Raw genomic sequence first — 24,216 nt, 5'->3', positions numbered from 1 at the left:
GGTATCAGAGGGTGGCGCGGAGCTTCTCGATCTCCTTGCGGATCGGCGCCTTATCCGGAGCATTCTTGAGAGCGGCCTCAAGCTCCTTGCGGGCACCGTCCTTATCGCCGTTGGCTGCCAAGGCCTTGGCCAGACTGAAGCGCAGTTGCGGCAGATTGGGGCCGAGGCTGACAGCCTTTTTGAGGTTCTCCAGGCCCTTGGCCTTGTCGCCAGTCTCGAACTGCAGCGTGCCAAGGGTATCGAGGACCACCGGGCTGTTCGGCGCGAGGGCCACGGCCTGCTGTGCAACACCCACCGCGCTCTTGTCGTTGAGCTTGCCCAGGGCCCAGGCCAGGTTGTTCAGCACCATCGGGTTCTTGGGTGCGATCTCCTGCATCTGACGATATTGCTGCACCGCCTGATCGTACTTCTGCTCGGAAAGACTGCGCTCAGCCAGATAGGTGCGTACCGTGAGATCCTTGGGGTTGGCCTTGATCCAGTCGGCCGCCACCCGGGTCGCTTCCTGGGGTTGATTTGCCGCCACATGGGCGTTGTGCAGGCGCAGGATGGAAGCGGCGCTCTTCTCCCGCTTGTAGGCCTCTTCATAAAGTTTGACAGCCTCCGTACGCTTGCCGACCGACAGCAGGCTTTCCGCCTCCAGAATGAAACCGATGGCCGAGTCCTTGCGCTGACGCTGGACCTCCTTGGCGATGGCGATCGCCGCATCCCCCCGCTTGTTGTTGAGCAGGATGGCCACCAGTCGCTGCTGGGCCTCGATGGAGTCGGGCTTGATCGACAATGCCTTGCGCAGGCTCTGCTCCGCACCGGCGATGTCCTTGGTGCCCATCATCAGATCCGCCATGGCGATCAGCGGGATAGGCGACGAAGGGAGACGTGCGGCCAGCTTGCCGTAGGTGGCCAGAGCCTGCTGCATTTCCCCGGCTGCGACCTGGGAGCGGCCCAGCAGATCCAGCACTGCAGGCTCGTCAGGTGCGGCGACTGCAGCCTCCTGGGCGAGGGTCAGGGCACGTTTGGCATCGCTGGCCTGGACCAGCATCCGGATCAGAGCCAAACGTAGCGGCAGCGAGGTGGGGCTGGCAGTCAGCCCCTTCTCCAGCACGGCCTGCACCTCCTTGGCCTGACCACCAGTCATGGCCAGGAACTCGGCGTACTGCAGATAGGCCTGGGCATGGCTGGGGTTCTTGGCCAGGAAGCCTTCATAGCGCTTGCGAGCGACATCAAGCTGCTTGTCCTGGATATCGAGACGGGCCAGATTGCTCAGGGCCGGCAGGAAGTCGGGCTTCAGCTCCAGGGCCTTGTCGAAGGCTTTGCGGGCACCAGCGGCATCCTTGAGCACCAGCAGCACGCCACCCTTCATGTTGTGGGTGACCGGATCGTTGGGCTTCTTCTTCTCGAGGGTCTGCACCGCGCTCATGGCCTTGGCGGTCTCGTTGCGACGCAGGTGGGCCATGATCAGGGTCACGTCAGCCTGGATGTTCTCGGCGTCCAGGGCCGAAGCCGCCTCGAGATCCTGGAAGGCGCGATCGGTCTCGCCGCCGGCCAGGCGCGATACACCCAGGCGGGTCCGGTACTGGGCATTGTTGGGGTCAGCCTTGGCAGCACGCCCGAAGTACTCTTCAGAACGGGTGAAGTCGCCATTCATGGCATAGACCTGGCCCGCCAGGTTGAGCACGGCGACATCGTCCTGATGATCCTTGAGCAGCGGCTGGAGCATTTCAAGGGCCTTGCCGGGCTCCCGGGCGCCCAAGTGAGCGGAAACCATCAGACGCCGTGCGTAGGCCTGATTGGGGATCTTGTCGAGGACCTTGCCGAGATTCTGCTGGGCCTGGGCGAAATCGTTGCGTTGCAGTTGCAGGGCGGACGCGAGCAGCAGCGCGGGAATGTACTCGGGCGCGGCACGCAGCACCTGCTGGATGCCTTCGTACGCTTCCTTGTTCTTGCCGTTCTTCACGTCAAGGAAGGCCTGCATGTAGATCGCCAGCGGATGATTGCCCACAGCCTTGCGCAGGGCCACAACCTTGGCCTGGGCATCCTCAAGCTTGTTGGCACGGATGAGCAGGGAGATCACGCTTTGGTGCGCGGATATCTCGGTGGGCTTGGCTTCGATCACGGCCTCATAGGCGGCGATAGCTTCATCGGTGCGGTTTTTGGCGAGCAGAATGTCGCCGCGCAGGCTGTGGGCCTCCGGCACCTTCGGGGCCACCTTCAGGACTTCCTCGACATCCGTCAGCGCGCCGTCAATGTCCTTGTCCAGGGCACGCAAACGGGCCAGGCCGACACGAGCGAGGGGGAAGCCGGCAGACGCCTGAAGTGCGGCATTGAATTTGTCCTGGGCAGCGCTGCGCTTGCCCTGCTGCAGTTCGGCAAAGCCCACGGAGGTCAGCAGAGAGGCCTTGGCCTCCGGCTGGGTCAACTCCTTGCTGGCGAGCTCGGTGAGGAGACGCTGCCCCTGACCGCTGGACAGCATTGCCTGGGCCAGCAAGGGAACGACCTGGTCGGCGGCGTAACCGCCGTCAAGGGCGCGGGACAGCTCCTTCTCGGCACCCGCGTAGTCGCCCTGCTCGTAATTCACCTTGCCCAGCAGGAAGCGGGCTTCCGCCAACGCCGGGTTCTTCTGCAGCGCATTCTTGAGCTGGATCGAAGCCGCATTGCGGTCATTCTTGGCCATGTACTCCTTGGCCGAGCTGATCATGGATTCGGGACTGTCGCCACAGGCCGCGAGGAGCAGGACACAAAGGGCACTGACGGCGGTGTTCCGCACCCGGTTTTGTTTGGTCTGGGAACGCATCTGCATGGATCCTTGAATCACGTTGAGATTTCTTTCTTGAGTCCGAAGCGGTTCATCAAATCATAGAGAGTGGGACGGCTGATACCCAGCACCTCGGCAGCTCGCGCCACGTTGCCATTGACCCGGGCCATCACCCGGACCACGGCGCGACGCTCGGCTTCCTCGCGGACCTCGCGGAGGTTGAGGGCCTGCAGGCCTTCATCACTGTCGTCCTGATTGAGACCGATGTCGTCCGCCGTGATGCAGTTGCCGTCGGCCATGATCACGGCGCGCTTGATGGCGTTTTCGAGTTCCCGGATGTTGCCGGGCCAACGGTGCTGCTCGATGCTCTGCACGGCATCGTCGGTGAGGGACATGGATCCGCGCCCGTGATCGTTGGCAAAACGCTGCACGAAGGCATGGGCCAGCAGCACCGCGTCACCGTCGCGATCGCGCAGCGCAGGGATGTCCACCACGATTTCGGCCAGTCGGTAGTACAGATCCTCCCGGAAGCGCCCCGCCTGGATCAGGCCCTTCACGTCCTGGTGGGTGGCACAGACGATGCGCACATCCACCGGGATCTCCTCACGACCGCCGATGCGCTCGATCACGCGCTCCTGCAGGAAGCGCAGCAGCTTGGCCTGCAGGGGCATCGGCAGATCGCCAATTTCATCGAGGAACAAGGTGCCCTTGTTGGCCACCTCGATCTTGCCGAGGGTCTGCTTGACGGCACCGGTGAAAGCACCTTTTTCGTAGCCGAAGAGCTCGCTTTCGAGGAGGTTCTCGGGAATCGCCGCACAGTTGATGGCGACAAAGCGCTCGTTGCGGCGCGGTGACAGTTCGTGCAGGCCGCGGGCCAGCACCTCCTTGCCCGTCCCGCTTTCTCCAAGCAGCATCACCGTCACGTTGGCCGAGGCCACCCGCTCGATGAGCCGACACAGCTTGAGCATCCCCGCATCACGGGTGATCACGCCCGACAGGGCACTGCCCTGCTGGATCTTGAGGCGGCGGTTGTCCTGCTGCAGGTCGTAGAGACGCAGGGCCCGATCAAGGGTCAGGGACAGGAGTTCGGGCTCAAAGGGCTTGGCGAAGAAGTCGTAGGCACCCATGCCCACCGCACGCACGGCGTTTTCCCGGTCATGCTGGCCGGTCAGGACCACAACCTTGGTATCGGGCGCCAAGGCCAGGATTTCACCCAGCAGACGGAAACCTTCAGTCACGTCGTCGGGAGACGGTGGCAGACCGAGATCCATCGTGACCACGGCAGGCTCATGCCGCCGCAACTGGGCAATGGCCTCTTCCCGATTGTTGGCAACCACCGTTTCGTACTGATCGAAAGCCCAGCGCATCTGCTTCTGCAGTGCGGGATCGTCCTCGACGATCAGCAATGTCCTGCGTTTCTCGCTCATATTCCCTAGTTTGCCATTGCTTCGTTACCGTCTTTCCGGACGGACTCGGCAATGGGCAATCGGATATCGAACCGGGTTCCCGCGCCCACATCGCTGGCAACGCTCAGGCTGCCCCCCAGTTCCTGCACATATTGCTGTGCCTCGTAGGCGCCGATGCCCATTCCGCTCGCCTTCGTCGTCTGGAAAGGCTTGAAAAGCTGCTCCCGGATGAATGCGGCTGACATGCCGGATCCGGTATCCCGAACCGTGATGCATGCCTGCTTACGCTCCCGGGATAGCTCTACTGACACACTACCATGCTCGGGAGTGGCGTCGAGGGCATTTTGCACGATATGCCCGAGGATACGCTCAAGCCGCTCGGCATGCGCCAGAACGGAGACTTCCGGCGCGCCTTCGAGCAGCACCGGACAGGGAATGTACATTCGTTTGGACTGCACCACGTGTTCGAGCAAGGCCCTGAGGGGCACGGGCTTGCGCTGGTTGATCGGCGTCTTCTCCATGAGCTGGGTCATCAGCCCACGCATCCGCTCCTCCACGTGACGAACGGTGTCCAGCATGTCCGCCTGGAACTCCGGATTGTCCTTGTGTCGCTCGGCATTGCGCAACATCAGGGACATCTGGGCCACCAGATTCTTCAGATCATGGACCACGAAGGCCGACATGCGGTTGAAGGCATCAAACTTGCGCGCCTCGATGAGCGCCTCTGCTGCCTGCATGCGGGCAAAGTAGCTGGCTGCCTGACGGCCCGCCATCTTCAGCAGATCAAGGACTTCCCAGTTGACATCCACCGGCGTACGCGGGGTGAGGAGGATGACGAAGCCCACCAACACCCCCGACGAGATCAGCGGCACGATCAGCCACATGTCTGCCACCTCGGGCGTCCATTCGGGCAGCGTGACACCTGCCCCACCCACGGAAAACCCGCTGCGCAACTCCGCGAGATTCACCACCCACTCCCGCTCAAGCAGGAAAGCCGTGAATGCGGAACCCTCATTCTCGACCAGCCCGTAATGGGGCATGTTGAGCCTGGCCTGCTGGCTGAAACAACCGTTGGCATCCCTCAGCCACACCCCGCCCCCGGGGCTCTCGACCAGGTCGGCCAGAGCCTTGACGACGGATTCCCCCAGGCTCAGCCCATCCCCGGCCACCGACAAGGCCTGGGTCACGCCAAGCCACTCGGTCCGGTAGTCATAGCGGTAGGCAAAGAAATGCTTGGCCAACAGCACCTTCAGGCGCGCCCGGAAGGCACCGGAGAAGACCAACACCCCCAGAAAAAGCCCACCCCCGAAGAGCATCACCAGTTGCAGCGCCTCGCCCCACTCCCCGCCAAAATAGCGCATGTAGTAACCGGCACCGGCGATCAGCAGCAGGTAAACACCGGATACGGCCAGTGCCGTCGAATGGAAGACCACATGCCGGGAGATCGATACCCGGAAGGTCCACTCGGGATTGCGCGATGCAGAAATGGCCACCAGGGGAATGATCAGGGTGTGGGCAAAGCCGCGCGCACTCCAGATGACGGCATGGATCCGGCTGAACAACAGGGAATCCGCAAACAGATAGACGTCGAACGCAAACAGCCCGGCCAGCCCCAGCGCCATGGGCTTGATCCCCCAGCGGGAGCGTTCGGGAACGGAGCGGTAGAAAAGTTCGAGCAGGACGAGACCGAAGACCGCCGTCAGCAGCGAGCTGCCCGCCCAGGTACGCAATGGCGTTCCGTAGATAGGCAGATTGAGGGAGAAGCACACCACCCCGATGGCGCCAAGGGAGATCACCGCCAGGGTCATCGGCTTCGGCCAGCGCGGAGGAGGCTCGCCATCAGCCCCGGCCGCGGGCTGAAAAACGAGAGCGAGCAGGAAGCCGAACCACGCCCCCATGCGCAGTACATCGAGCACGTTGCCCAACAGGAAGAGCCAGTTCCAGCCCGTCAGGGCGAAGGCCCAGTTGGCCGATGCCCACAGGGCACTGACCGCCATGGCACCAATCAGGAAGGACCCCCGTGAGCCATGGCGCCACGCCAGGCCGAGATACACCGCGAACAGTGCATGGACGACCGTCGCAATCGCGTGACTCCACGCGGACACTTGGGAAAACGTGGATTCCATCGGGCCTCGGCAGAAAAACAAACGCTCCCGGACATGGCGGGAGCGTCAAACCTCCCCTTTGACGGGGAGTCAGCGACAGGGTCAGTGGGCGCCGTCGCCGGTCAGCACCACCCGCACGGTCTCGAAGAGAACGACGGTATCGAGGAACAGGGTGTGATTCTTGACGTAGTAAAGATCGTACTGCAGCTTGTTGATCGCATCATCCACCGACGAACCATATTGGTAGCGGACCTGAGCCCAACCGGTAACCCCTGGCTTGACGCAGTGACGTACGGCATAGAAGGGAATGTCGCGGGTCAGCTGATCAACGAAGAAGGGGCGCTCGGGGCGCGGACCAACCAGGCTCATGTCCCCCTTGAGAACGTTGAACAACTGCGGCAGCTCGTCGATGCGCACCTTGCGGATAAAACGGCCGATACGGGTCACGCGGTCATCATTGGCACTGGCCCAACGCGGCTTGCCGTCACGTTCGGCATCGCGACGCATGCTGCGAAACTTGGTCACTTTGAACAGACGGCCGCCAAGACCGACCCGCTCCTGACGATAGAACACCGGGGCACCGTCTTCGATCACGATCAGCAGCGCCGCCAGCACCATCACGGGGGCCGCCAGGATCAGCAGCACCAAGGAGGCGACGATGTCGAACACGCGCTTGACCAGGGTACGGCTCCAGCCCTGACGGAAACCCTCGCCGTAAATCAGCCAGCTGGCCCGCAGGGAGTCAATGCGGACTTGCCCGCGGACTCGCTCGAAGAAGCTCGACAGGTCGAGCACCTTGATACCGGCCATCTTGCAGTCGAGGAGTTCCCGCAGGGGGATCACACCACCGCGACGCTCCTTGAGGGCAACGATGATCTCGTTAACCTTAAGATGCGTGGCAGTCGCCAGCAGATTGCCATCGAAGTGGATGATCCGCTTCGGATCGACACGCACCTCGTCACCCTGACCGGAGGGGAAGAAGCCCACGACCTGGAGCCCCCTGCTGGAGGAATGGGCGAGCGCGTTCTCCACCGCCACCGCATCGGCCCCTGTGCCAATCACCATGATCCGTTTTACCAATACGCCCGCTCCCACGCGCCGCGCAGAGAAACCCCGCGCCACGACAACAAACCCCAGCAGCGCCACCACATTGAGCTCCATCGCCTCATGGGCAAATTCGCCCCAGGGAAGAACCTGAAAGATACCGTAGGCGACGGGAATGCTGAGCGCGATGGACATCGCTACGCGCATCAGGGTCTCACGGAAACCGCAGCCAAAACCGGCGCGGTAAAGCCCCAGAGCCCCATTGAGGATCATCATCGTAGCCGCAAAGGCCAATGCCGACGGCACCAGCGTTGCAATCAGGGGCCCGTCCACCTTGCTCTGCAGCACGAACGCCACAATCACGGCGACGAACAGGAGAATCGCATCGATGACCACCTGCAGGACGGTGTTGGACGGAACGTAATGATTGAAAAGTTTGAGCATCTCAAGCTTCGGCAACCCTTTGAGGCAACCGCCCATGCAAGTGGATGTTTCAGGAAGAAGCCGGCAAGACAGCATCCGGATGTTGCGGCGCATTATCTATGAAGACCAGCTGAGGTCGTTCGTTTGGCGCCCTTCTAAATTGCAAAATGCGTGAAAAAATGTATGGCTGAACAATAGCGCGAAGCCTCTTTGGCTCCCGTGATCCCCGTCACGCAAAAATTACATTTCACATAAATTCCATGTATGGGCCTGCCGCCCTCCGGCGCACCGGCGGCGGCATGCCTCACAACTCGATCTGGGTACCAAATTCGACCACTCGGTTGGCCGGAATACAGAAGAAATCCGCGGCACTGTGAGCGTTCCTGAACATCAGGATGAACAGCAGCTCCCGCCAGCGCCCGAGGACCGATCCGGAGCGCGGTATCAAGGTCTCGCGGCCGAGGAAGAAGGAGGACTCCATCAGCTCGAAAGACAGGCCCTGGGACTCGCACATGGCCAGTGCCGCCGGAATGTCCGGATCGTCCTTGAAGCCGTAGCGGACAAACACCCGGTAGAAGCCGAAATCCAGCTCTTCGACCCGCACCCGCTCGCTCACCGGCACATAGGGCACATCTTCGGTCGTCATCGTCACCAGCACCACCCGGGCATGCAGAACCTTGTTATGCAGCAGGTTGTGGAGCAGAGCCCGGGGCACGCCGTCCGGGGCCGTGGTCATGAACACACCGGTCCCCGGCACACGGATGGGTGGATCATGGAACATCGACTGGATGAACAGATCGAGGGGCATGGTATCCACCTGCATCCGTGCCGTCAGCGCAGCCCGTCCCTTCTTCCAGGTCATCAGCAGGGCGTGGATCGCCAGCCCCAGGGCCAGCGGAAACCACCCCCCGTCAAAAATCTTGACCGTATTCGCTGAAAAAAAGGCGAAATCCACCGTGAAGAACAAAGCCAGAAAGCTCAGTGCCGGCCCCCAGCTCCACTTCCACAAGGCCCTGACCACGAAAAAGGCCAGCACGGTGTCGATCATCATGGTCAGCGTCACGGCAATGCCGTAGGCCGAAGCCAGTGCGCTCGACGAGCGGAAGCCCAGCACCAGCGCAATCACTGCCCCCAGCAGCATCCAGTTCACGTTCGGGACGTAAATCTGCCCAACTTCCTTTTCAGAGGTGTGAATCACGTGGATACGTGGCGAATAGCCCAGCTGGACGGCCTGTTTGGTGAGGGAGAATGCCCCCGAGATCACCGCCTGAGAGGCAATGATGGTGGCCAGCGTGGACAAGCCGACCATGGGGTATAGCAGCGGCTCCGGGACCAGCAGGTAGAAAGGGTTTTTCACCGCCGACGGATCGTCGAGAATCAGCGCCCCCTGCCCCAGGTAGTTCAGATACAGAGCGGGGAACACATAGCCGAACCAGGCCAACTTGATGGGACGCCGGCCGAAGTGCCCCATATCGGCATACAGGGCCTCGCCCCCCGTGATGGCCAGCACCACGGCTCCCAGCGCGAGGAAGCCCAGCATCTTGTTGGTGGCGAAAAAATGCACCGCGTGCATCGGGTTGATAGCCTGCAGCACGTCCGGGTGACGCACCACATTCATCGCTCCAAGCACGCCGAGGGTGGTAAACCAGAACAGCATCACCGGGCCGAACACCGCCCCTACCCGCGCAGTGCCCTTGCTCTGGATCACGAACAGCCCTGTCAGCACCACCAGCGAGATCGGCAGGACATAGGGCCGGAAGGCCGGCGTTGCCACCTCCAGCCCTTCCACCGCGGACAGCACCGAAATGGCCGGGGTGATCACGCCATCGCCATAGAATAGGGCCGCACCGAACAAGCCGACCGCCGACATCAGGCCCGCCACCCGGGGCGACTGAGTGGTGCGCAGGGCCAGGGAGGTCAGGGCCATGATGCCCCCCTCCCCCCGATTGTCGGCCCTCATGATGTACACCACGTATTTCATGGACACGACGATGGTCAGCGCCCAGAACACCAGGGACAGCACCCCCAGCACGTTCTCCGGCGTCACCGCCAGGCCATGATGAGCATTGAATACCTCCTTCATGGTATAGAGGGGGCTCGTGCCGATATCGCCGAAAACCACCCCCATGGCGGCCAGCGCCACCGGGAGCACCTCAGCGCGAGATCGCTTGTCCTGACCTTCGGCTAGCACTGATGACATTTCGCCCTCCTCAAACTCACGAATACAGAAGCACTACCTTGCCAAACGGGGCAGCAGCCTTATCCCGCAACGCAACATCCGGAAATCCGAACATCAGCACCGATGCGGGACCGAGATACTACCGCATTGCAATAACAGGAGATGCATGACCGAATTCACCCGGCGACATTGAAGCCGCCGGGCTGCGCTGCCGTAATAAAGGCCAGCAGCACGCCCAGGGAACCTTCGATCCCGCCAGTGACGGCCTACCCCTGACAGGCAGTACAACGACGGACTGCCCCCCATCGCCCGGACCCACCCGCCGCATGCCACACGCCTCCTCCTTGCGCAAACTCGCAATCATCGGCATTTCCTATACGATCTGCGGCCTGCTGGCCCTGCACATTGCCATTCCTCCGGGCTACGTTGCCCCCCTTTACCCCCCCGCCGGCATCGGGCTGGCAGCCGTCCTGATTTACGGCCGTGGCATCTGGCCAGCGATATTCATGGGTGCCCTGCTCACCAATATCGAGGCTGTGTCACGCTCGGGCCTGGAAGGGTGGGCCTGGTTCACTCCCCTGTGGGTGGCCGTGGGCGCCGTCTTGCAGGCCTACGCTGGCGCAGCCCTGGCCAGGCGCTGGGCCGATTTTCCGCGGGGGCTCGACAATGGCACCACGATCCTGCGTTTCCTCTTTGTCGCTGGCCCCGTCAGCTGCCTGATCGGCGCCAGCTTCGGTACCGCAGCGTTGGTGGCCTCGGGCGCCATCGCCCCCAGCGAAGCTCCCTTCAGTTGGTGGAACTGGTGGGCAGGCGACGCCATCGGCATCCTCATCGCCACTCCCCTCACCTTCGTCTTCCTCGGCCAGCCCCGCCACGAATGGGCGCCCCGGCGACGCAGCCTGGCCCTGCCCATGTCGGTGGCCCTGATACTGCTCGCGGGGCTGGAGAGCCAGGTGGCCCAATGGGAACAGCAGCGCCTGCAGAGCCGCTTCGAGCGGGATGCCCGTTACCTCTCCAGCCTGCTGCTGAAGCGCTTTGCCAACTACACCGACGTGCTCCAGGCCACCGAGCGGGTCATGGTCGCAGCCCCGGATCTGGACGACGAAGGCTTCCGTCAATTCGCCATGCCCTGGCTGGCACGCTTTGAGGGCATCCAGGGCATAGGCTGGATCCCCCGCACCCCCGATGCGCAGCGCAAGGCCATTGAGAAGACGGCGCAGCGGGCCCTCGGTAGTGCGGATTTCGCCATCCGTGACCGGGCCCCGAACAAGCAGTTGTTTCCCTCACCACGACGTGCCGAGTACTACCCGATCCGCTACATCGCGCCCCTGGAAGGCAACGGCCGTGCTCTCGGGCTCAACGTCCAGTCGATTCCCACCTCGGCCGAAGCCCTCGCCCGCAGCCGGGCCGACGGCAAGGCCGCCGCCACCCAAGCTTTCGAGCTGACCCAGGAAACCGAGAGCAAGCTCGGCGTGGTCATCTATCAACGCACCAGCCCGGGCCAGACCGCCCCCCAGGCCGACGGCTTCGCTTTCGTCGCCCTGCGCATGGAAGACGCGGTCAACAGTGTCCTCCTGCGCAACGCCATCAACGGTATCAGTTACTGCCTGGCCGAGCAGAACCCCGATAAAACCCCGGGTCGCCGCCTGTCCGGGTTCGCCCCCTGCTCAAGCTCGGACGAAGCCAGCAGCGGGGGGGTGCCCCCGTGGATCGAAGACTTTGACTTCGGGGGGCGCGCCTGGACCCTCCGCTTCGTCGCCGAACCCAGCTACGCCACCCTGCACCGGGGCTGGGAGGCATGGACCGTGCTGGCCGTCGGCCTGCTCAGCACGGGCATGCTGGGCGCCTTCCTGCTCTCCTCCACCGGGCGCGCCCGACGCATCGAAGAGCTGGTGCAGCAGCGCACCACCGAACTGGCCGAGGCCAGCCTGCACCTCAGTGCCAAGAAGGCCATGCTCACCCATGCCGAGCGCATCGCCCAGCTGGGCAGCTGGGAAGCAGACCCGGAAACCGGAGAGGGCCATTGGTCGGAAGAGCTGTTCTCCATCCTGCGAGCGCCCCGAAGCCAGGATGGCAAACTCGCCAACCTGCTGGCCGCCCTGCACCCCGACGACCAGCCCCGCCTACAGCAGGCTTTCGACGACGTTGCCCAGGGCATGACCGGTGCCAGCTTCGATGTACGCCTACGCTGGGGTGACCAGAGCGAGGCCCAACGCATCGTGCACTTCACCATCGAAGCCGGCCTGGGGCTGAACAATGGCAAAACCCTGCGCGGCACCGTTCAGGACGTCACCGCCAACCGTGCGGCAGAGGCGCACATCCACTACCTGGCCCACTACGACGGGCTCACCGGGCTACCCAACCGGAGCCTGTGGATCAGCCGCGCCGACCAGGCCCTGGCCATTGCCCGGCGCAACCAGTTGCAGGCCGGCGTGCTCTTCCTGGACCTGGACAACTTCAAGAAGATCAACGACACCCTTGGCCACCCGGTCGGTGACCGCCTGCTGACTGCCGCAGCCCAGCGCCTGGCCCTGTGCCTGCGCGAAGAGGACGTGCTGGCACGCCTGGGCGGTGACGAATTCGTCGTGCTGCTGCCCCAGCTGAGCCAGAGCGAGGACGCAGCCATCGTCGCCCGCAAGCTGATTGCCAGCCTGATTCGCCCCTTCGACATCGACGGCCAGGAGCTCTCCATCTCCACCAGCGTTGGGATCGCCCTGCACCCCACCGACGGCAATGATGTGGATCAGCTACTCAAGCACGCCGACACTGCCATGTACGACGCCAAGAGTGCCGGGCGCAACGACTTCCGCTTCTTCACCCCCGACATGAACGCCCGGGCCTACGCCCGCCTGATGCTCGAAAATGCCCTGCGCCACGCCCTGGAACGCCACGAGCTGGAACTCGACTACCAGCCCCAATGGGCCATGCCTGGCCAGCGTTTGATCGGTGTAGAGGCCTTGGTGCGCTGGAACCACCCGGAGCGGGGACGCATCCCGCCAGGCGAGTTCATCCCCCTGGCTGAGGAGACCGGGCTCATCGAAGCCATCGGCGACTGGGTGCTGCACGCGGCCGCCCAGCAACAGGCTGCATGGCAGGCAGCCGGCTTGCCGGCCCTCACCATCGCCGTCAATATCTCGGCCCTGCAATTCAGGCGCCCCGGCTTTGTCGATCGCGTCCGCCAGGTGTTCGCCGATGCGGGGGTCTCGCCCCAGAGCTTCGAGCTGGAGCTCACCGAAAGCGCCCTGATGCAACCCAGCGCCGAGATCGAAGCCCAGTTCGCCCGATTGCGCCGGCTGGGGATCGGGCTGGCCCTGGACGACTTCGGCACCGGCTACTCAAGCCTGGTCTACCTCAAGCGCCTGCCCCTGTCGCGGCTCAAGATCGACCGCTCCTTCGTGCAGGATCTACCCGGCGACGCCGAGGACGCGGCCATTGCCACCGCCACCCTGTCCATCGCCCGGGATCTGGGCCTGGAGGTGGTGGCCGAGGGCGTCGAAACCGAAGCCCAGCGCGACTTCCTGCTGCAGCGCCAGTGCCCGATCATGCAGGGTTACCTTTTCGCCCGGCCCCTCCGGGCCGCCGACGTCACCGCCCTGCTCGCCGCCACAGCGGAGGTGAAGTCCTCACTCAGCATCTAGGTGTCCGGCCCGCCGCCCATGCGGATCCGCGCCATGGCCACCGACGCGGCCGCAGTGCGGTTCTCGACACCGAGCTTGGCGAAGACATGCTCCAGGTGCTTGTTCACCGTGCGCGGGCTGGAGCCGAGGATCTCGCCGATGTCGGGGCTGGTCTTGCCCTTGATCACCCAGTACAGCACCTCGGCCTCCCGGGTGGTCAGGCGGAAGGCCGCCATCAGCGCGTCCACCACTGCTGCGTCCGACTCCTCCCGCAGCACCAGCAGCCACTCGTCGTCCCCGGCCCGCTCGTGGAGATTGAAGATCAGGCGGGTCGCCCCCTGGTTGATGTGCAAGGGCGGAAACTCCCGTCCCTCCCGGCGCGCCCGCGCCGACTCATGCACCCAGGCCATCACCGCGGCCGGGGCATCATCCTCATGGCCGGGGAAGTAGTCGTTCATCAGCTTGCGCGCCAACGGGGTCTGCCACACCACCCGGCCACTTTCCGGGCGCAAAGCCAGGGTGGCCTGCCCAAAGGCATCCAGGGCGGTGCGAGCCTGCTTCATCAGGCGGGCGCTGGCCATGTGGGCGGCAATGCGCGCCAGCACCTCCTGGGGGCGGATCGGTTTGGTCACGTAGTCGGCCCCACCGGCCTCGAAGGCCGCCACCACATGTTCGGTCTCGGTCAGGCCGGTCATGAACACGATGGGAATGTGGCGGGTGCTGAAATCCGCCTTCAGGCGTCGCGCCACTTCGAAGCCATCGATGCCCGGCATCATGGCATCCAGCAGAATCACGTCGGGCAGGCTGTGGCGGGCCCGCTGCAGTGCCGTCTCGCCGTTGGTGGCCACCAGCACCGTGTAGCCGGATTCGTCGAGGGCATCGTGGAGCACCGAGAGATTCTCGGGGATATCGTCCACGATCAGCACCAGGTCGGAATTGAGCCGGTCAAAATCAGACATGGCGGGCTTTCTCCAGCAGGGGGGCAATGGCGTCGAGGCGGAAATTGCGGGTCAGCTCGCGCACCTCGGCCACAAAGGGCGCATGGGCAGGGTCGGCGGCCTCGATCTCGTCGAGCCGTGCCAGGATGCCCTTCACGTAGCCCAGCTCCACTTGTCGGGCCAAGGGCTCCAGCAGCTCCGCTGGAGGATGGACCATGCTGGCGGGCAGCTTGGGCTCGGGCAGCGGCTGGTGGGCCTCAACCCAGTTCAGGCCCAGGCGCTCACCCACCCAGTCGAGCAGCTCGCTGACCTGCACCGGCTTGAGGAAGAAATCCCGGGCCCCGATGCCCAGCGCATTGTCGTCCGAATGGATGCCGCGCTCGTAGGCATTGGCCGAGATGATGGCCACTGGCGTGGCAGCGTGCGCCCCTTCACGGATGCGGCGCACCGTCTCCCAGCCGTCCATGCCCGGCATCGCCAGATCCATGAAGATCAGGTCGGGCCGAAAGTCGTCCAGCACTGCCAGGCAGGCCGCACCGGATGCAGCCTCGGCCAGCACGAAACCGAGGGGCTCCAGCAGGGCGAACAGGAACTCCCGGTCTACCCTTTCGTTGTCTACGATCAGCACACGCCGGCGCACGCCCTGGTAGCCCACCGGCCGGCTGCGGGGCAGCCCGGCGCGGGCGGCGGCGCCCTGCACCTGGGGCAGGAAGAGGCGCACCCGGAAGCGGCAGCCTTCACCAGGGCGGCTGTCCAGGCTCAGCTCACCACCCATCACATCGGCAAACATGCGGCTGATGGTCAGCCCCAGCCCGGCCCCGCCCGCCCCTTGGGCCGACGAGCCCCGGGCGAAGGGGTCGAAGATGCGCTCCTGCTCCTCCGGGGAGATCCCCGGCCCGCTGTCCTCGACTTCGAAGGTAGCCATCTCCATGCGGTACGCAAGACGCAGGCAGATATGCCCCCGGGAGGTAAATTTGAGCGCATTGCCGAGTAGGTTGATGAGGATCTGGCGCACCCGCTTTTCGTCGGCCCGCACAAAGGCCGGAATCTCGCCCTTCGGCTCGTAGCGGAATTCCAGCCCCTTGTTGTGGGCCTGCAGCTCGAACATGCCGACGATCTGCTGCATGAAATCCCGGAAATCCAGGGCCTTCACGTCCAGGGCCAGCTTGCCCCCTTCGATACGGGCAATATCCAGGGTGCCCTCGATCACCGACAGCAGGTGGTCGCCGCTGCGCCGGATCACGTTGATGGCCTGGCGCCGGGGCGGCGGAATGGTCTCGTCGCCGTCGAGGATCTGGGCATAGCCGAGGATGCTGTTGAGCGGCGTGCGCAGCTCGTGGCTGATGGCCGTGATGTAGCGGCTCTTGGCCTGGTTGGCGAGCTCGGCGGCCTGCTTGGCGCGCTGCAGTTGCTCATCGGTACGTCGGTGGGACTCAATCTCGCGCATCAACAGGTGGGTCTGGCGGTTGGACTCCTCCTGGGCCACCTGGCGGCTCTTGTGGGTCAGCACCAGCCACCACACCACCAGGCCCGACAGCAGCAGCAAGGCCGCGTAGCCCTTCAGAAAGGCCATCTGCAGGGCCGGCGCGAACTCGGCTGCGCTGTCACCCAGCAGCTTCAGGCCCAGGTGATGGAGCAGCCACACCAGCAGGGCCAGGCCTGGAGCAATGCCGCCCATCAGCAGCAGGTAGTGGCCGAGGCCGCTCTCCAGGTGGGGCCACACCGCCTGCGGCAACAGCCGGCGCATGGCCGCCGACCACTGGGCCGAGAGGCGCGCCTGGGGCTTGCACAGGTCATTGCAGCGGGCATCCAGCGAACAGCACAGGGAGCAGATGTCGCCCTGATAGGCCGGGCAGCGGGCCAGGTCGTCGGCCTCGTACTCCCGCTCGCAGATCACGCACTGACGCACCCCGACCAGCGCCGGCCCGGGCTTGCGGGCGATGTAATAACGGCCACGGGTGGCCCAGGCGATGAGAGGCGCGGTAATGAAGGCCGCGACGAGGGCGATCAGGGCCGAGAAGGCCTGGGCGTCGGCACCAAACACGCCCAGATAGGCCGACACCGACAACACCGAGGCAAGCCCCATCGCCCCGACGCCTACCGGGTTCACATCGTAGAGATGGGCCCGCTTGAACTCGATGCCCGGCGGCGACAGCCCGAGGGGCTTGTTGATGACCAGATCGGCGACCACCGCCATCATCCACGAGATGGCCACATTGGCGTACAGACCGAGCACCTTGCCGAGGGCCTGGAACACCTCCAGTTCCATCAGCACCAACGCGATCAAGGTATTGAAGACCACCCACACCACCCGCCCCGGATGGCTGTGAGTGAGTCGGGCAAAGAAGTTGGACCACGCCAGGGAGCCGGCATAGGCGTTGGTGACGTTGATCTTGAGCTGGGACACCACCACGAACAGGGCCGTCGCCGCCACCGCCCAGTGCAGCTTGGGAAAGACATACTCGTAGGCGGCGAGATACATCTGGTTCGGGTCCACCGCCCGTTCAGCCGGCACCGCATTGCTGATGGCCAGGTAGGCCAACAGCGCCCCGCCAAGCATCTTCACCACTCCCAGCAGCATCCAGCCGGGCCCGCCCACCAGCACCCCGGCCCACCAACGCCAGCGATTGGCCGGGGTACGCTCGGGCATGAAACGCAGGTAGTCCGCCTGCTCGCCCATCTGGGTGATCAGGGCGATGCCCACGGTCAGGGCCGCACCGAAGGCGTGGATGCTGAAACCGGCCCCAGCCCCATGCTCGCCTCCGTAAGCAGCGAGATCATGGAGGATGCCCGGACGCTCGCTGAACACGTACACGTAGGGCACCACCAGCATCACGAGCCACAGGGGCAGGGTCAGGCTCTGCAGCCGGCTGATGGTGGTGACTCCGTGGGTGACCAGGGGGATTACCACGATGGCGCACAGCAGGTAGCCCCAGGCAGGTGGAATGTCGAAGGCGAGATCGAGGGCATAGGCCATGATCGCCGCCTCAAGGGCGAAGAAAATGAAGGTGAAGGAGGCGTAGATCAGCGAGGTCAGCGTGGAGCCGATGTAGCCAAAGCCCGCCCCGCGGGTCAGCAGATCCATGTCCACACCATAGCGGGCGGCGTAGATGCTGATCGGCAAACCCGCCAGAAAGATGATCAACCCGGCGGCCAGAATCGCCCACAGAGCGTTGATGAAGCCGTAATCCACCAGCAGGGTCGCCCCCACTGCCTCCAGCACCAGGAAGGACGCCACCCCGAAGGCCATGTTGGCCACCCGCAGCTCGGACCAGCGCCGGAAACTACGCGGGGTGAAACGCAGGGCGTAGTCCTCGATGGTCTCCCGGGCAACCCAGGTGTTGTAGTCGCGCCGGACCTTGACGACCCGCTGGACCGCCTCCGGCCCGTGCCCGGACACCGCCGTGTCGCTGTCCATCACTCCTTCATGCCCAGGCGCTCCAGGCGATAACGCAAGGAGCGGAAGGTGACGCCCAAAGCCCGGGCCGCGGCCGTGCGGTTGCCGCCGGATTTCTCGAGGGCCTCTTCGATGGCGTGGCGCTCCACCTCGTCGAGATAGTCCTGAAGGTCGGCCCCGCCGGACGTCGCCGGGGTGGCGTGGCTGCTTTCCCCCATGTCGGCCGGGTCGAGAAGCAGGTCGTCGGCATGAATCAGGCTGCCACTCGACAAAGCCAGAGCACGCTCGAGAATGTTCTCCAGCTCACGGACATTTCCCGGAAAAGAGTAGGTGGCCAGAGCCTTCACCGCATCATCGGCAAGCCTCGCCACCGGCATGCCCGACGACTCCGCCAGCCGCCCCAGCAGGATTCGGGCCAGGGCCGGGATATCCTCGCTGCGCTCACGCAGGGCCGGCATGCGCAGCTCGATCACGTTGAGGCGGTAGAAAAGATCCTGCCGAAAGCGTGCTGCCTCGACCATGGCCTTGAGGTTCTGGTGGGTGGCGCTGAGGATGCGCACATCCACCGCGGTTTCCACAGTATCCCCCAGGCGCCGGAACTTCTTCTCCTGGATCGCCCGCAGCAGCTTGACCTGCATGGGGAGGGGCAGATCCCCCACCTCGTCGAGGAACAGGGTTCCGCCGTGGGCAGCCTGAAAGAAACCCTCGCGATCACTATCAGCCCCGGTAAAGGCACCTTTGCGTGCTCCGAAGAACTCGCTCTCCATGAGGTTCTCGGGGATGGCGCCGCAGTTGACCGCCACGAAGGGCGCCGCCGAACGCGGGCCGAGCTCGTGGATCATCCGCGCCGCCCGCTCCTTGCCGCTGCCCGACTCGCCGGAGATGAACACCGGCGCCTGGCTGCGGGAGAGTTTCTCGATCAGGGAGCGCACCTGCACCATGGCCGGCGACTCGCCGATCAGGCTGGAGCTGTCCTTGCGGCCGGCGTCCTCCTCCTTGCCACGCACCGAGAACACCGACTTGACCAGGGCCCGCAGCTGGTCGATGGACACCGGCTTGGACAGGTAATCGAAGGCCCCGGCCTTGAGGGCCGTCACCGCATTGTCCATGCTGCCGAAGGCGGTGATCACCGCCACCGGCAGATCGCTGACGTTCTCGGAAATGTGCCGCACCAGTTCAAGACCATCGCCATCGGGCAAGCGCATGTCGGTCAGGCACAGACGGTAGCGCTTCTCCGCCAGCAGGCCACGGGCCTCCGCCAGGGTCGCCGCGCCGTCGCTGGCCAGGCCAAGACGCAGCAGGCTCAGCTCAAGCAGCTCACGGATATCGTCTTCATCGTCGACAATGAGTACGTCCGGCCCGCTGGAACGGGCCCGTCTTTCGTTCGGGATCATGGCTTTGCGCGTCCGATAAGGCGGAAATGGGCACCGCGAGCGGAGGTGGAGAGCAGTTCCAGCACGGCACCGTTGGCCTCGGCCAGCTCCCTGGCGATGTAAAGCCCCAGGCCCGTGCCCTTGGAATGGGTGGTGAAGAAGGGCTCGAAGATCTGGGAGCGGTGGTCTTCCGGAATACCCGGGCCGTCGTCATGCACCTCCAGCTCCACACGGCCCTCGTCGAAGGAACGGGCCGAGATGACGACTGCCGCCGGCCCGCCACTGCAGTGCCGCCGGGCATTACCCACCAGATTCCAGAGGATCTGCCTGAGATGGGTGCGATCCATGCACAAGCTCACGTCGGGGGCCATGCGGCTCACCACCACACCCTGTGCCCCCTGCCCCTCGGCAAGGGTGAACTCCTCCAGGAATTCATCCACGAACTCCGCCAGCTGCAGCTTCTCCGGCAGCGCCTCGTCGCGCCGGCCCAGGGCCAGCACGTCACTCACCAGGCGGTCGATGCGCTGGGCGTTGTTGCCGATGATGCGGATCAGGCGGGCCTGCATCTCACTGCGCTTTTCCTCCAGCAACAGCTCCGCCGCCGAGTACACCGACGCCAGGGGGTTGCGGATCTCGTGGGCAATACTGGCCGTCAGGCGCCCCAGCGCCGCCAGCTTGACCTGCTGGATCTGGCGGTGAACACGGTCGAAGTCTTCCAGGTAGATCAGCGTGTCTTTGGCGTCGCCGGCGGGAAGGGCCCGCACCAGCAACATCTTGCCGCTGCCGTCGGCACGCAGGCTGTGGGCCGATTCGCCCTGGGCTGCCTGGCGGCGCATTTCACGCTCAAGGGTCGGGGCACAAGCATGCAGGCTCATGCCCTCGCGCAGGGAGGCCCCCAGCAGTGCCACGGCCTGGGGGTTGAACTGCCGCACGATGCCCCCCTCACCTACCACCAGCACGCCATCCTGCATGTCCTGGATGATCTGCCGGTTAAGGCGCAGCTGGTTGGCCAGGTCGGCTCCACGCTGGCGGGCCAGGTCTTCGTTGGCCAGGGCCCGGTGGGCCAGCAGGCGCGCCACCTGGGCGATGGCGAAGAAGCCGATGCAGGTGATCCCCACGGTAAAGAAATCCACCGTATCCCGCCCCGACAGCAAGCGCAGGGCGTTTTCCAGCAGCACCGCCACGGTGGCATAGGCTGCGTAGAACAGCACCATGCGCCCCTGACCCACCAGCCCGGCCCCGGCCAGGGCCACCAGGATCAGGATGGGCATGCCGCTGCGGTAACCGCCGCTGGTCCACATGATCACCGTCAATAGGGTGACATCCACCAGCACCTGCAGGGTCAGCAGCCGGGAGCTACCAAGAAGCCGCTCGGCATCCTTGAAGCCGAGGATCAGCACGGCCGCCATGTAGGCGATGGCTGCGGCGATGAACAGGGTCGGGGAATCACTGCCGAGCTGCAGGACGCGCCCGGCCACCAGGAAGAAACCGGCCAGGATCAGCCGGAAGATATTCAGATAACGCAGGGGCTCGGCCCTGGCCAGCCCGTCGGCCAGATGCACCTCCAGGGTTGGGGGAGCAGCCTCAGCCTTCATGGACGCACACCGAGGCGACGATGCTCACTGGAGCAGAAGAAAGCGCCATTGCCACGCACCCCCTCGCTCTCCGGCACATGCAGCCCGCAGTGGGCACAGGCCACCATCTGCTCGGCTTCCAGCACCTCCCGCGGGGCCTCCGCCCCCTGCCGGGCGCCCCCGCCGCCCACATCCTCCTTTCGCCCCCCCAAGCCGCCGAGCGTGCGGCGCAGAGCACGCCGCACAAAGAACAAACCAAGCAGAAAAAGGATGAACAGCAGAAGATTGCGCACGGGGAAAAGCTCCTGAGGAATGCGATCGAGTTTAGCAGAAGCGCTGCAGGCGCTCGAAAGCCGCCGCCAGGGTCTCGTCGCGTTTGGCAAAGCAGAAACGAATCACCCTTTCGTCGCGCCCGTCCCCGAAGAAGGCCGACAGGGGAATCGCCGCCACCCCCACTTCCCGGGTCAGCCAGTCTACAAATTCCACATCGGAGGCATCCGAAATCGCTCCGTAGCGGGCGGTCTGGAAATAGGTGCCGGCACAGGGCAGCAGCTCGAAGCCGGTGCCTGCCAGCCCTTCCCGGAAGCGGTCGCGCTTGGCCTGGTAGAAGGCCGCCAGCTCAAGATAGCGGGAAGGGGCTTCCATGTAGTCGGCCAGGGCCAGTTGCACCGGAGTGTTCACCGTAAACACGTTGAACTGATGCACCTTGCGGAACTCCGCCATCAGCGCCCCGGGCGCCAGCACATAGCCCACCTTCCAGCCCGTCACGTGGTAGGTCTTTCCGAAGCTCGACACGATCACGCTGCGCTCCGCCAGCGCCGGGTAACGGGCTGCACTCTCGTGACGGGCGCCGTCAAAGACGATGTGCTCGTAAACCTCGTCAGCCACCACCACAATGTCCGTCCCCCGGGTCAGATCCACCAGGGCCTGCAGATCCGCCCCGGACCACACGCTGCCGCTCGGGTTGTGGGGGGTGTTGATCATGATCATGCGCGTCCGCGGCGACACCAGGGCCTTCACCGCGGCCCAGTCGGGGCGGTAGTCCGGCGCGCTCAGGCGGGCCCGCCGCACCACACCGCCCTGCAGTTCGATGGCCGGCACGTAAGAGTCATACACCGGCTCGAAGACGATCACTTCATCCCCTGGATGCACCAGCGCCGCCACCGCAGTGAACAAGGCCTGGGTGGCCCCCGCCGTCACCGTGACCTCGTGCTCCGGGTCGTAGTCGGCGCCGTACAGAGCCTTGACCTTGGACGCGATCGCCCCACGCAGGGCCGGCACACCAGCCATCGGCGCGTACTGGTTGTGGCCACTACGCATCCAGTGAGCAACGCGCTCGAACAACACATCCTCCGCGCTGAAATCAGGAAAACCCTGGGACAGATTGATCGCCCCGCACTCCTGGGCCAGACGGGACATGGTGGTGAAGATGGTGGTGCCCACATCAGGCAGGCGAGACACCAGGGGGAAGGGTAAATGCGGCATCGGGAAGGCCTCCGGAACAGGCCGGGGATTCTGGCAGAAGCCCGTCGTACCGGCCAGCCGCAGCCCGCGTCGACGCCCTCCGCCCTGCGGCAAGGGCATGCAAAAGGCGTCGAATACCCGCACCGGACAGTAACAGCCCGATACAATCCGGCGCTACGCTAAAGAGGTAATTCCGTGTCCGACATCTGCCCGACCCTGCGCCGGGATGGCGATCAGGTCGTCATCCTCGATCAGACCCGCCTGCCCTACGAAGTACACTATCTGCACCTGAACAGCCTCGCCTGCGTCGCCACCGCCATTCGCGACATGCAGGTGCGGGGGGCGCCGCTGATCGGTGCCGCCGCCGCCTTCGGCATGGCCCTGGCCCTGCGTGACGATGCCTCCGACAGGCAGCTCCAGCACGCCGACCAGGTGTTGCGCCAGACCCGCCCGACCGCCGTCAATCTGCACTGGGCCCTCGACCGCATGCGCGCCCGCCTCAGCCCCCTGCCCGCCGCCGCGCGCAGCGCCGCCGCCTGGGCCGAAGCCGAAACCATCCGCAGCGCCGACGCCGCCAACAACGCCGCCATCGGCCAGCACGGCCTGGCAGTGTTGCGCCAGCTGGCCCACAAACCCGGCCCCCTGCAGCTGATGACCCACTGCAACGCCGGCTGGCTCGCCACCTGCGGTCACGGCACTGCCCTTGCCCCCATCTACGCGGCCCACGCCGCCGGGCTGGACGTGCATGTGTGGGTCAGTGAAACCCGGCCCCGCAACCAGGGGCTGCTCACCGCCTGGGAGCTGGCCCGCGCCGGTGTGCCCCATACTCTGATCGCCGACAACGCCGCCGGCTGGCTGATGGCTGCCGGGCGGGTGGATTGCGTCATCGTCGGCGCCGACCGGATCGCCGCCAATGGGGACACCGCCAACAAGGTCGGCACCTATCTCAAGGCCCTGGCAGCCCGCACCCACGGCCTGCCTTTTTACGTTGCGGCGCCCCATTCGACCATCGACCCGGCCTGCCCGAACGGAGCCGGCATCCCCATCGAAGAGCGGGACGCCGACGAGCTCCGGCTGCTGCCCGGCCTGGCCGACGACGGCCGCATCGTACGCACCCGCCTGGCCCCGGCTGCCAGCCCGGTCTGCAACCCGGCCTTCGACGTCACGCCGGCCGGATGGGTGACAGGCATAATCTGCGAGTCGGGCGTCGTCCTGCCCGATGCCCTTGCTCCCCTCACCCGGCGTTGAACTGTCCTGACCGGAGACTTGCGATGAACGAGAACGTGCTGCGTGCCGGCCTGCTGGCCACCGCCCGCTCAATGACCAGCAGCGGGCTCAACGCCGGCACTGCCGGCAACGCCAGCGTGCGCTGCAACCGGGGCTTCCTGATCACCCCCAGCGGGCTCAGCTATGAAGACTGCAGCGATGACGACATGGCCCTGGTGGCCATGGACGGCAGTTGGCAGGGGCCCTACGCCCCATCCACTGAATGGCGTATCCACCGGGACATCCTCGCCGCCCACCCGGAAGCCGGTGCCGTGCTCCACGCCCACTCTCCCTTCGCCACCGCCCTGGCCTGCCTGCGGCGAGGCATCCCGGCCTTCCATTACATGATTGCCCGCTTCGGCGGTGACAGCATCCGCTGCGCGCCCTACGCCACTTTCGGAACCCAGGCCTTGTCCGATGGCGCCCTGGCCGCCCTGGAAGGGCGCAACGCCTGCCTGCTGGCCAATCACGGCATGCTCGTCTTCGGCACCGACCTACGCCGCAGCCTGGCCCTCGCCATCGAGTTCGAGACCCTCTGCGAACAATACTGGCGCACCTGTCAGCTGGGCCAGCCAACCCTCCTGAACGACGCCGAAATGGCCGAGGTGATCGCCCGCTTCCAGACCTACGGAACACCCCAGGCTGCCCCCCTTGACAGCCCTTCCACGCCGGACTGATCAG

14 protein-coding genes are annotated in these 24,216 nt (G+C 64.9%); 3 read left to right on the top strand and 11 right to left on the bottom strand.

The window, feature by feature from the left end; genetic code table 11:
• Positions 1–4: 4 nt before the first annotated feature.
• The 5 genes from prsT to PHI64_RS13320 all read right to left on the bottom strand — a co-directional run bounded on the left by prsT (position 5) and on the right by PHI64_RS13320 (position 9,927).
• Positions 5–2,788 carry an XrtA/PEP-CTERM system TPR-repeat protein PrsT gene (gene prsT, locus PHI64_RS13340; RefSeq protein WP_299883569.1) on the bottom strand — a complete coding sequence of 928 codons (2,784 nt, stop codon included), beginning with the start codon at positions 2,786–2,788 and terminating at the stop codon, positions 5–7.
• Positions 2,789–2,805: 17 nt separating this feature from the next.
• On the bottom strand, positions 2,806–4,176 hold the full coding sequence (gene prsR, locus PHI64_RS13335; protein WP_299883567.1) for a PEP-CTERM-box response regulator transcription factor: 1,371 nt from the start codon (positions 4,174–4,176) through the stop codon (positions 2,806–2,808).
• 5 nt (positions 4,177–4,181) lie between these two features.
• Positions 4,182–6,260, bottom strand: coding sequence for an XrtA/PEP-CTERM system histidine kinase PrsK (prsK, locus tag PHI64_RS13330; protein WP_299883565.1), 2,079 nt, complete (start codon positions 6,258–6,260; stop codon positions 4,182–4,184).
• 102 nt (positions 6,261–6,362) lie between these two features.
• Entirely contained in the window at positions 6,363–7,748 is a 1,386-nt protein-coding gene (locus PHI64_RS13325; RefSeq protein WP_299883563.1) for a TIGR03013 family XrtA/PEP-CTERM system glycosyltransferase, read from the bottom strand.
• 283 nt (positions 7,749–8,031) lie between these two features.
• Positions 8,032–9,927 (bottom strand): potassium transporter Kup, encoded by a 1,896-nt coding sequence (locus PHI64_RS13320; RefSeq protein WP_299883560.1) that lies wholly within the window; start codon positions 9,925–9,927, stop codon positions 8,032–8,034.
• Between the two features lie 305 nt (positions 9,928–10,232).
• Between PHI64_RS13320 and PHI64_RS13315 the strand changes: the two genes are divergently transcribed.
• Complete coding sequence (locus tag PHI64_RS13315; RefSeq protein WP_299883558.1) at positions 10,233–13,544, top strand: EAL domain-containing protein; 3,312 nt, start codon at positions 10,233–10,235, stop codon at positions 13,542–13,544.
• Here the strand turns inward: PHI64_RS13315 and PHI64_RS13310 are convergent.
• Genes PHI64_RS13310 through PHI64_RS13285 form a run of 6 tightly spaced genes read right to left on the bottom strand, consistent with a single transcriptional unit; the run spans position 13,541 to position 22,290 of the window.
• Complete coding sequence (locus tag PHI64_RS13310) at positions 13,541–14,482, bottom strand: response regulator transcription factor (RefSeq protein ID WP_299883556.1); 942 nt, start codon at positions 14,480–14,482, stop codon at positions 13,541–13,543. The two genes, PHI64_RS13315 and PHI64_RS13310, sit on opposite strands and share 4 nt — an antisense overlap.
• The gene (locus PHI64_RS13305) at positions 14,475–17,879 is read right to left on the bottom strand and encodes an ATP-binding protein (protein WP_299883554.1); all 3,405 of its coding nucleotides are present in this window, start codon (positions 17,877–17,879) and stop codon (positions 14,475–14,477) included. The genes PHI64_RS13310 and PHI64_RS13305 overlap by 8 nt, the downstream gene beginning before the upstream one ends.
• Positions 17,879–19,252, bottom strand: coding sequence for a sigma-54 dependent transcriptional regulator (locus PHI64_RS13300; protein WP_299883552.1), 1,374 nt, complete (start codon positions 19,250–19,252; stop codon positions 17,879–17,881). The genes PHI64_RS13305 and PHI64_RS13300 overlap by 1 nt, the downstream gene beginning before the upstream one ends.
• The gene (locus PHI64_RS13295; RefSeq protein WP_299883550.1) at positions 19,249–20,826 is read right to left on the bottom strand and encodes an ATP-binding protein; all 1,578 of its coding nucleotides are present in this window, start codon (positions 20,824–20,826) and stop codon (positions 19,249–19,251) included. The genes PHI64_RS13300 and PHI64_RS13295 overlap by 4 nt, the downstream gene beginning before the upstream one ends.
• Positions 20,823–21,098: a PP0621 family protein gene (locus PHI64_RS13290; RefSeq protein ID WP_299883548.1), complete on the bottom strand. Its 276-nt coding sequence runs from the start codon at positions 21,096–21,098 to the stop codon at positions 20,823–20,825. The genes PHI64_RS13295 and PHI64_RS13290 overlap by 4 nt, the downstream gene beginning before the upstream one ends.
• A gap of 31 nt (positions 21,099–21,129) precedes the next feature.
• Positions 21,130–22,290, bottom strand: coding sequence for a pyridoxal phosphate-dependent aminotransferase (locus PHI64_RS13285; protein WP_299883546.1), 1,161 nt, complete (start codon positions 22,288–22,290; stop codon positions 21,130–21,132).
• A 174-nt stretch (positions 22,291–22,464) separates the two neighbouring features.
• Here PHI64_RS13285 and mtnA point away from each other — a divergent pair, with 174 nt between their 5' ends.
• Positions 22,465–23,517: an S-methyl-5-thioribose-1-phosphate isomerase gene (mtnA, locus tag PHI64_RS13280; RefSeq protein ID WP_299883544.1), complete on the top strand. Its 1,053-nt coding sequence runs from the start codon at positions 22,465–22,467 to the stop codon at positions 23,515–23,517.
• A gap of 23 nt (positions 23,518–23,540) precedes the next feature.
• Positions 23,541–24,212, top strand: a complete 672-nt coding sequence (locus PHI64_RS13275) for a class II aldolase/adducin family protein (protein ID WP_299883542.1) — start codon at positions 23,541–23,543, stop codon at positions 24,210–24,212.
• Positions 24,213–24,216: the final 4 nt, after the last annotated feature.

It is taken from the genome of Zoogloea sp. (genome assembly GCF_028689785.1).
Classification (GTDB): domain Bacteria; phylum Pseudomonadota; class Gammaproteobacteria; order Burkholderiales; family Rhodocyclaceae; genus Zoogloea.
The sequence above is the reverse complement of the archived record's forward strand: the minus strand, read 5'-3'. Positions and strand labels throughout refer to the sequence as shown.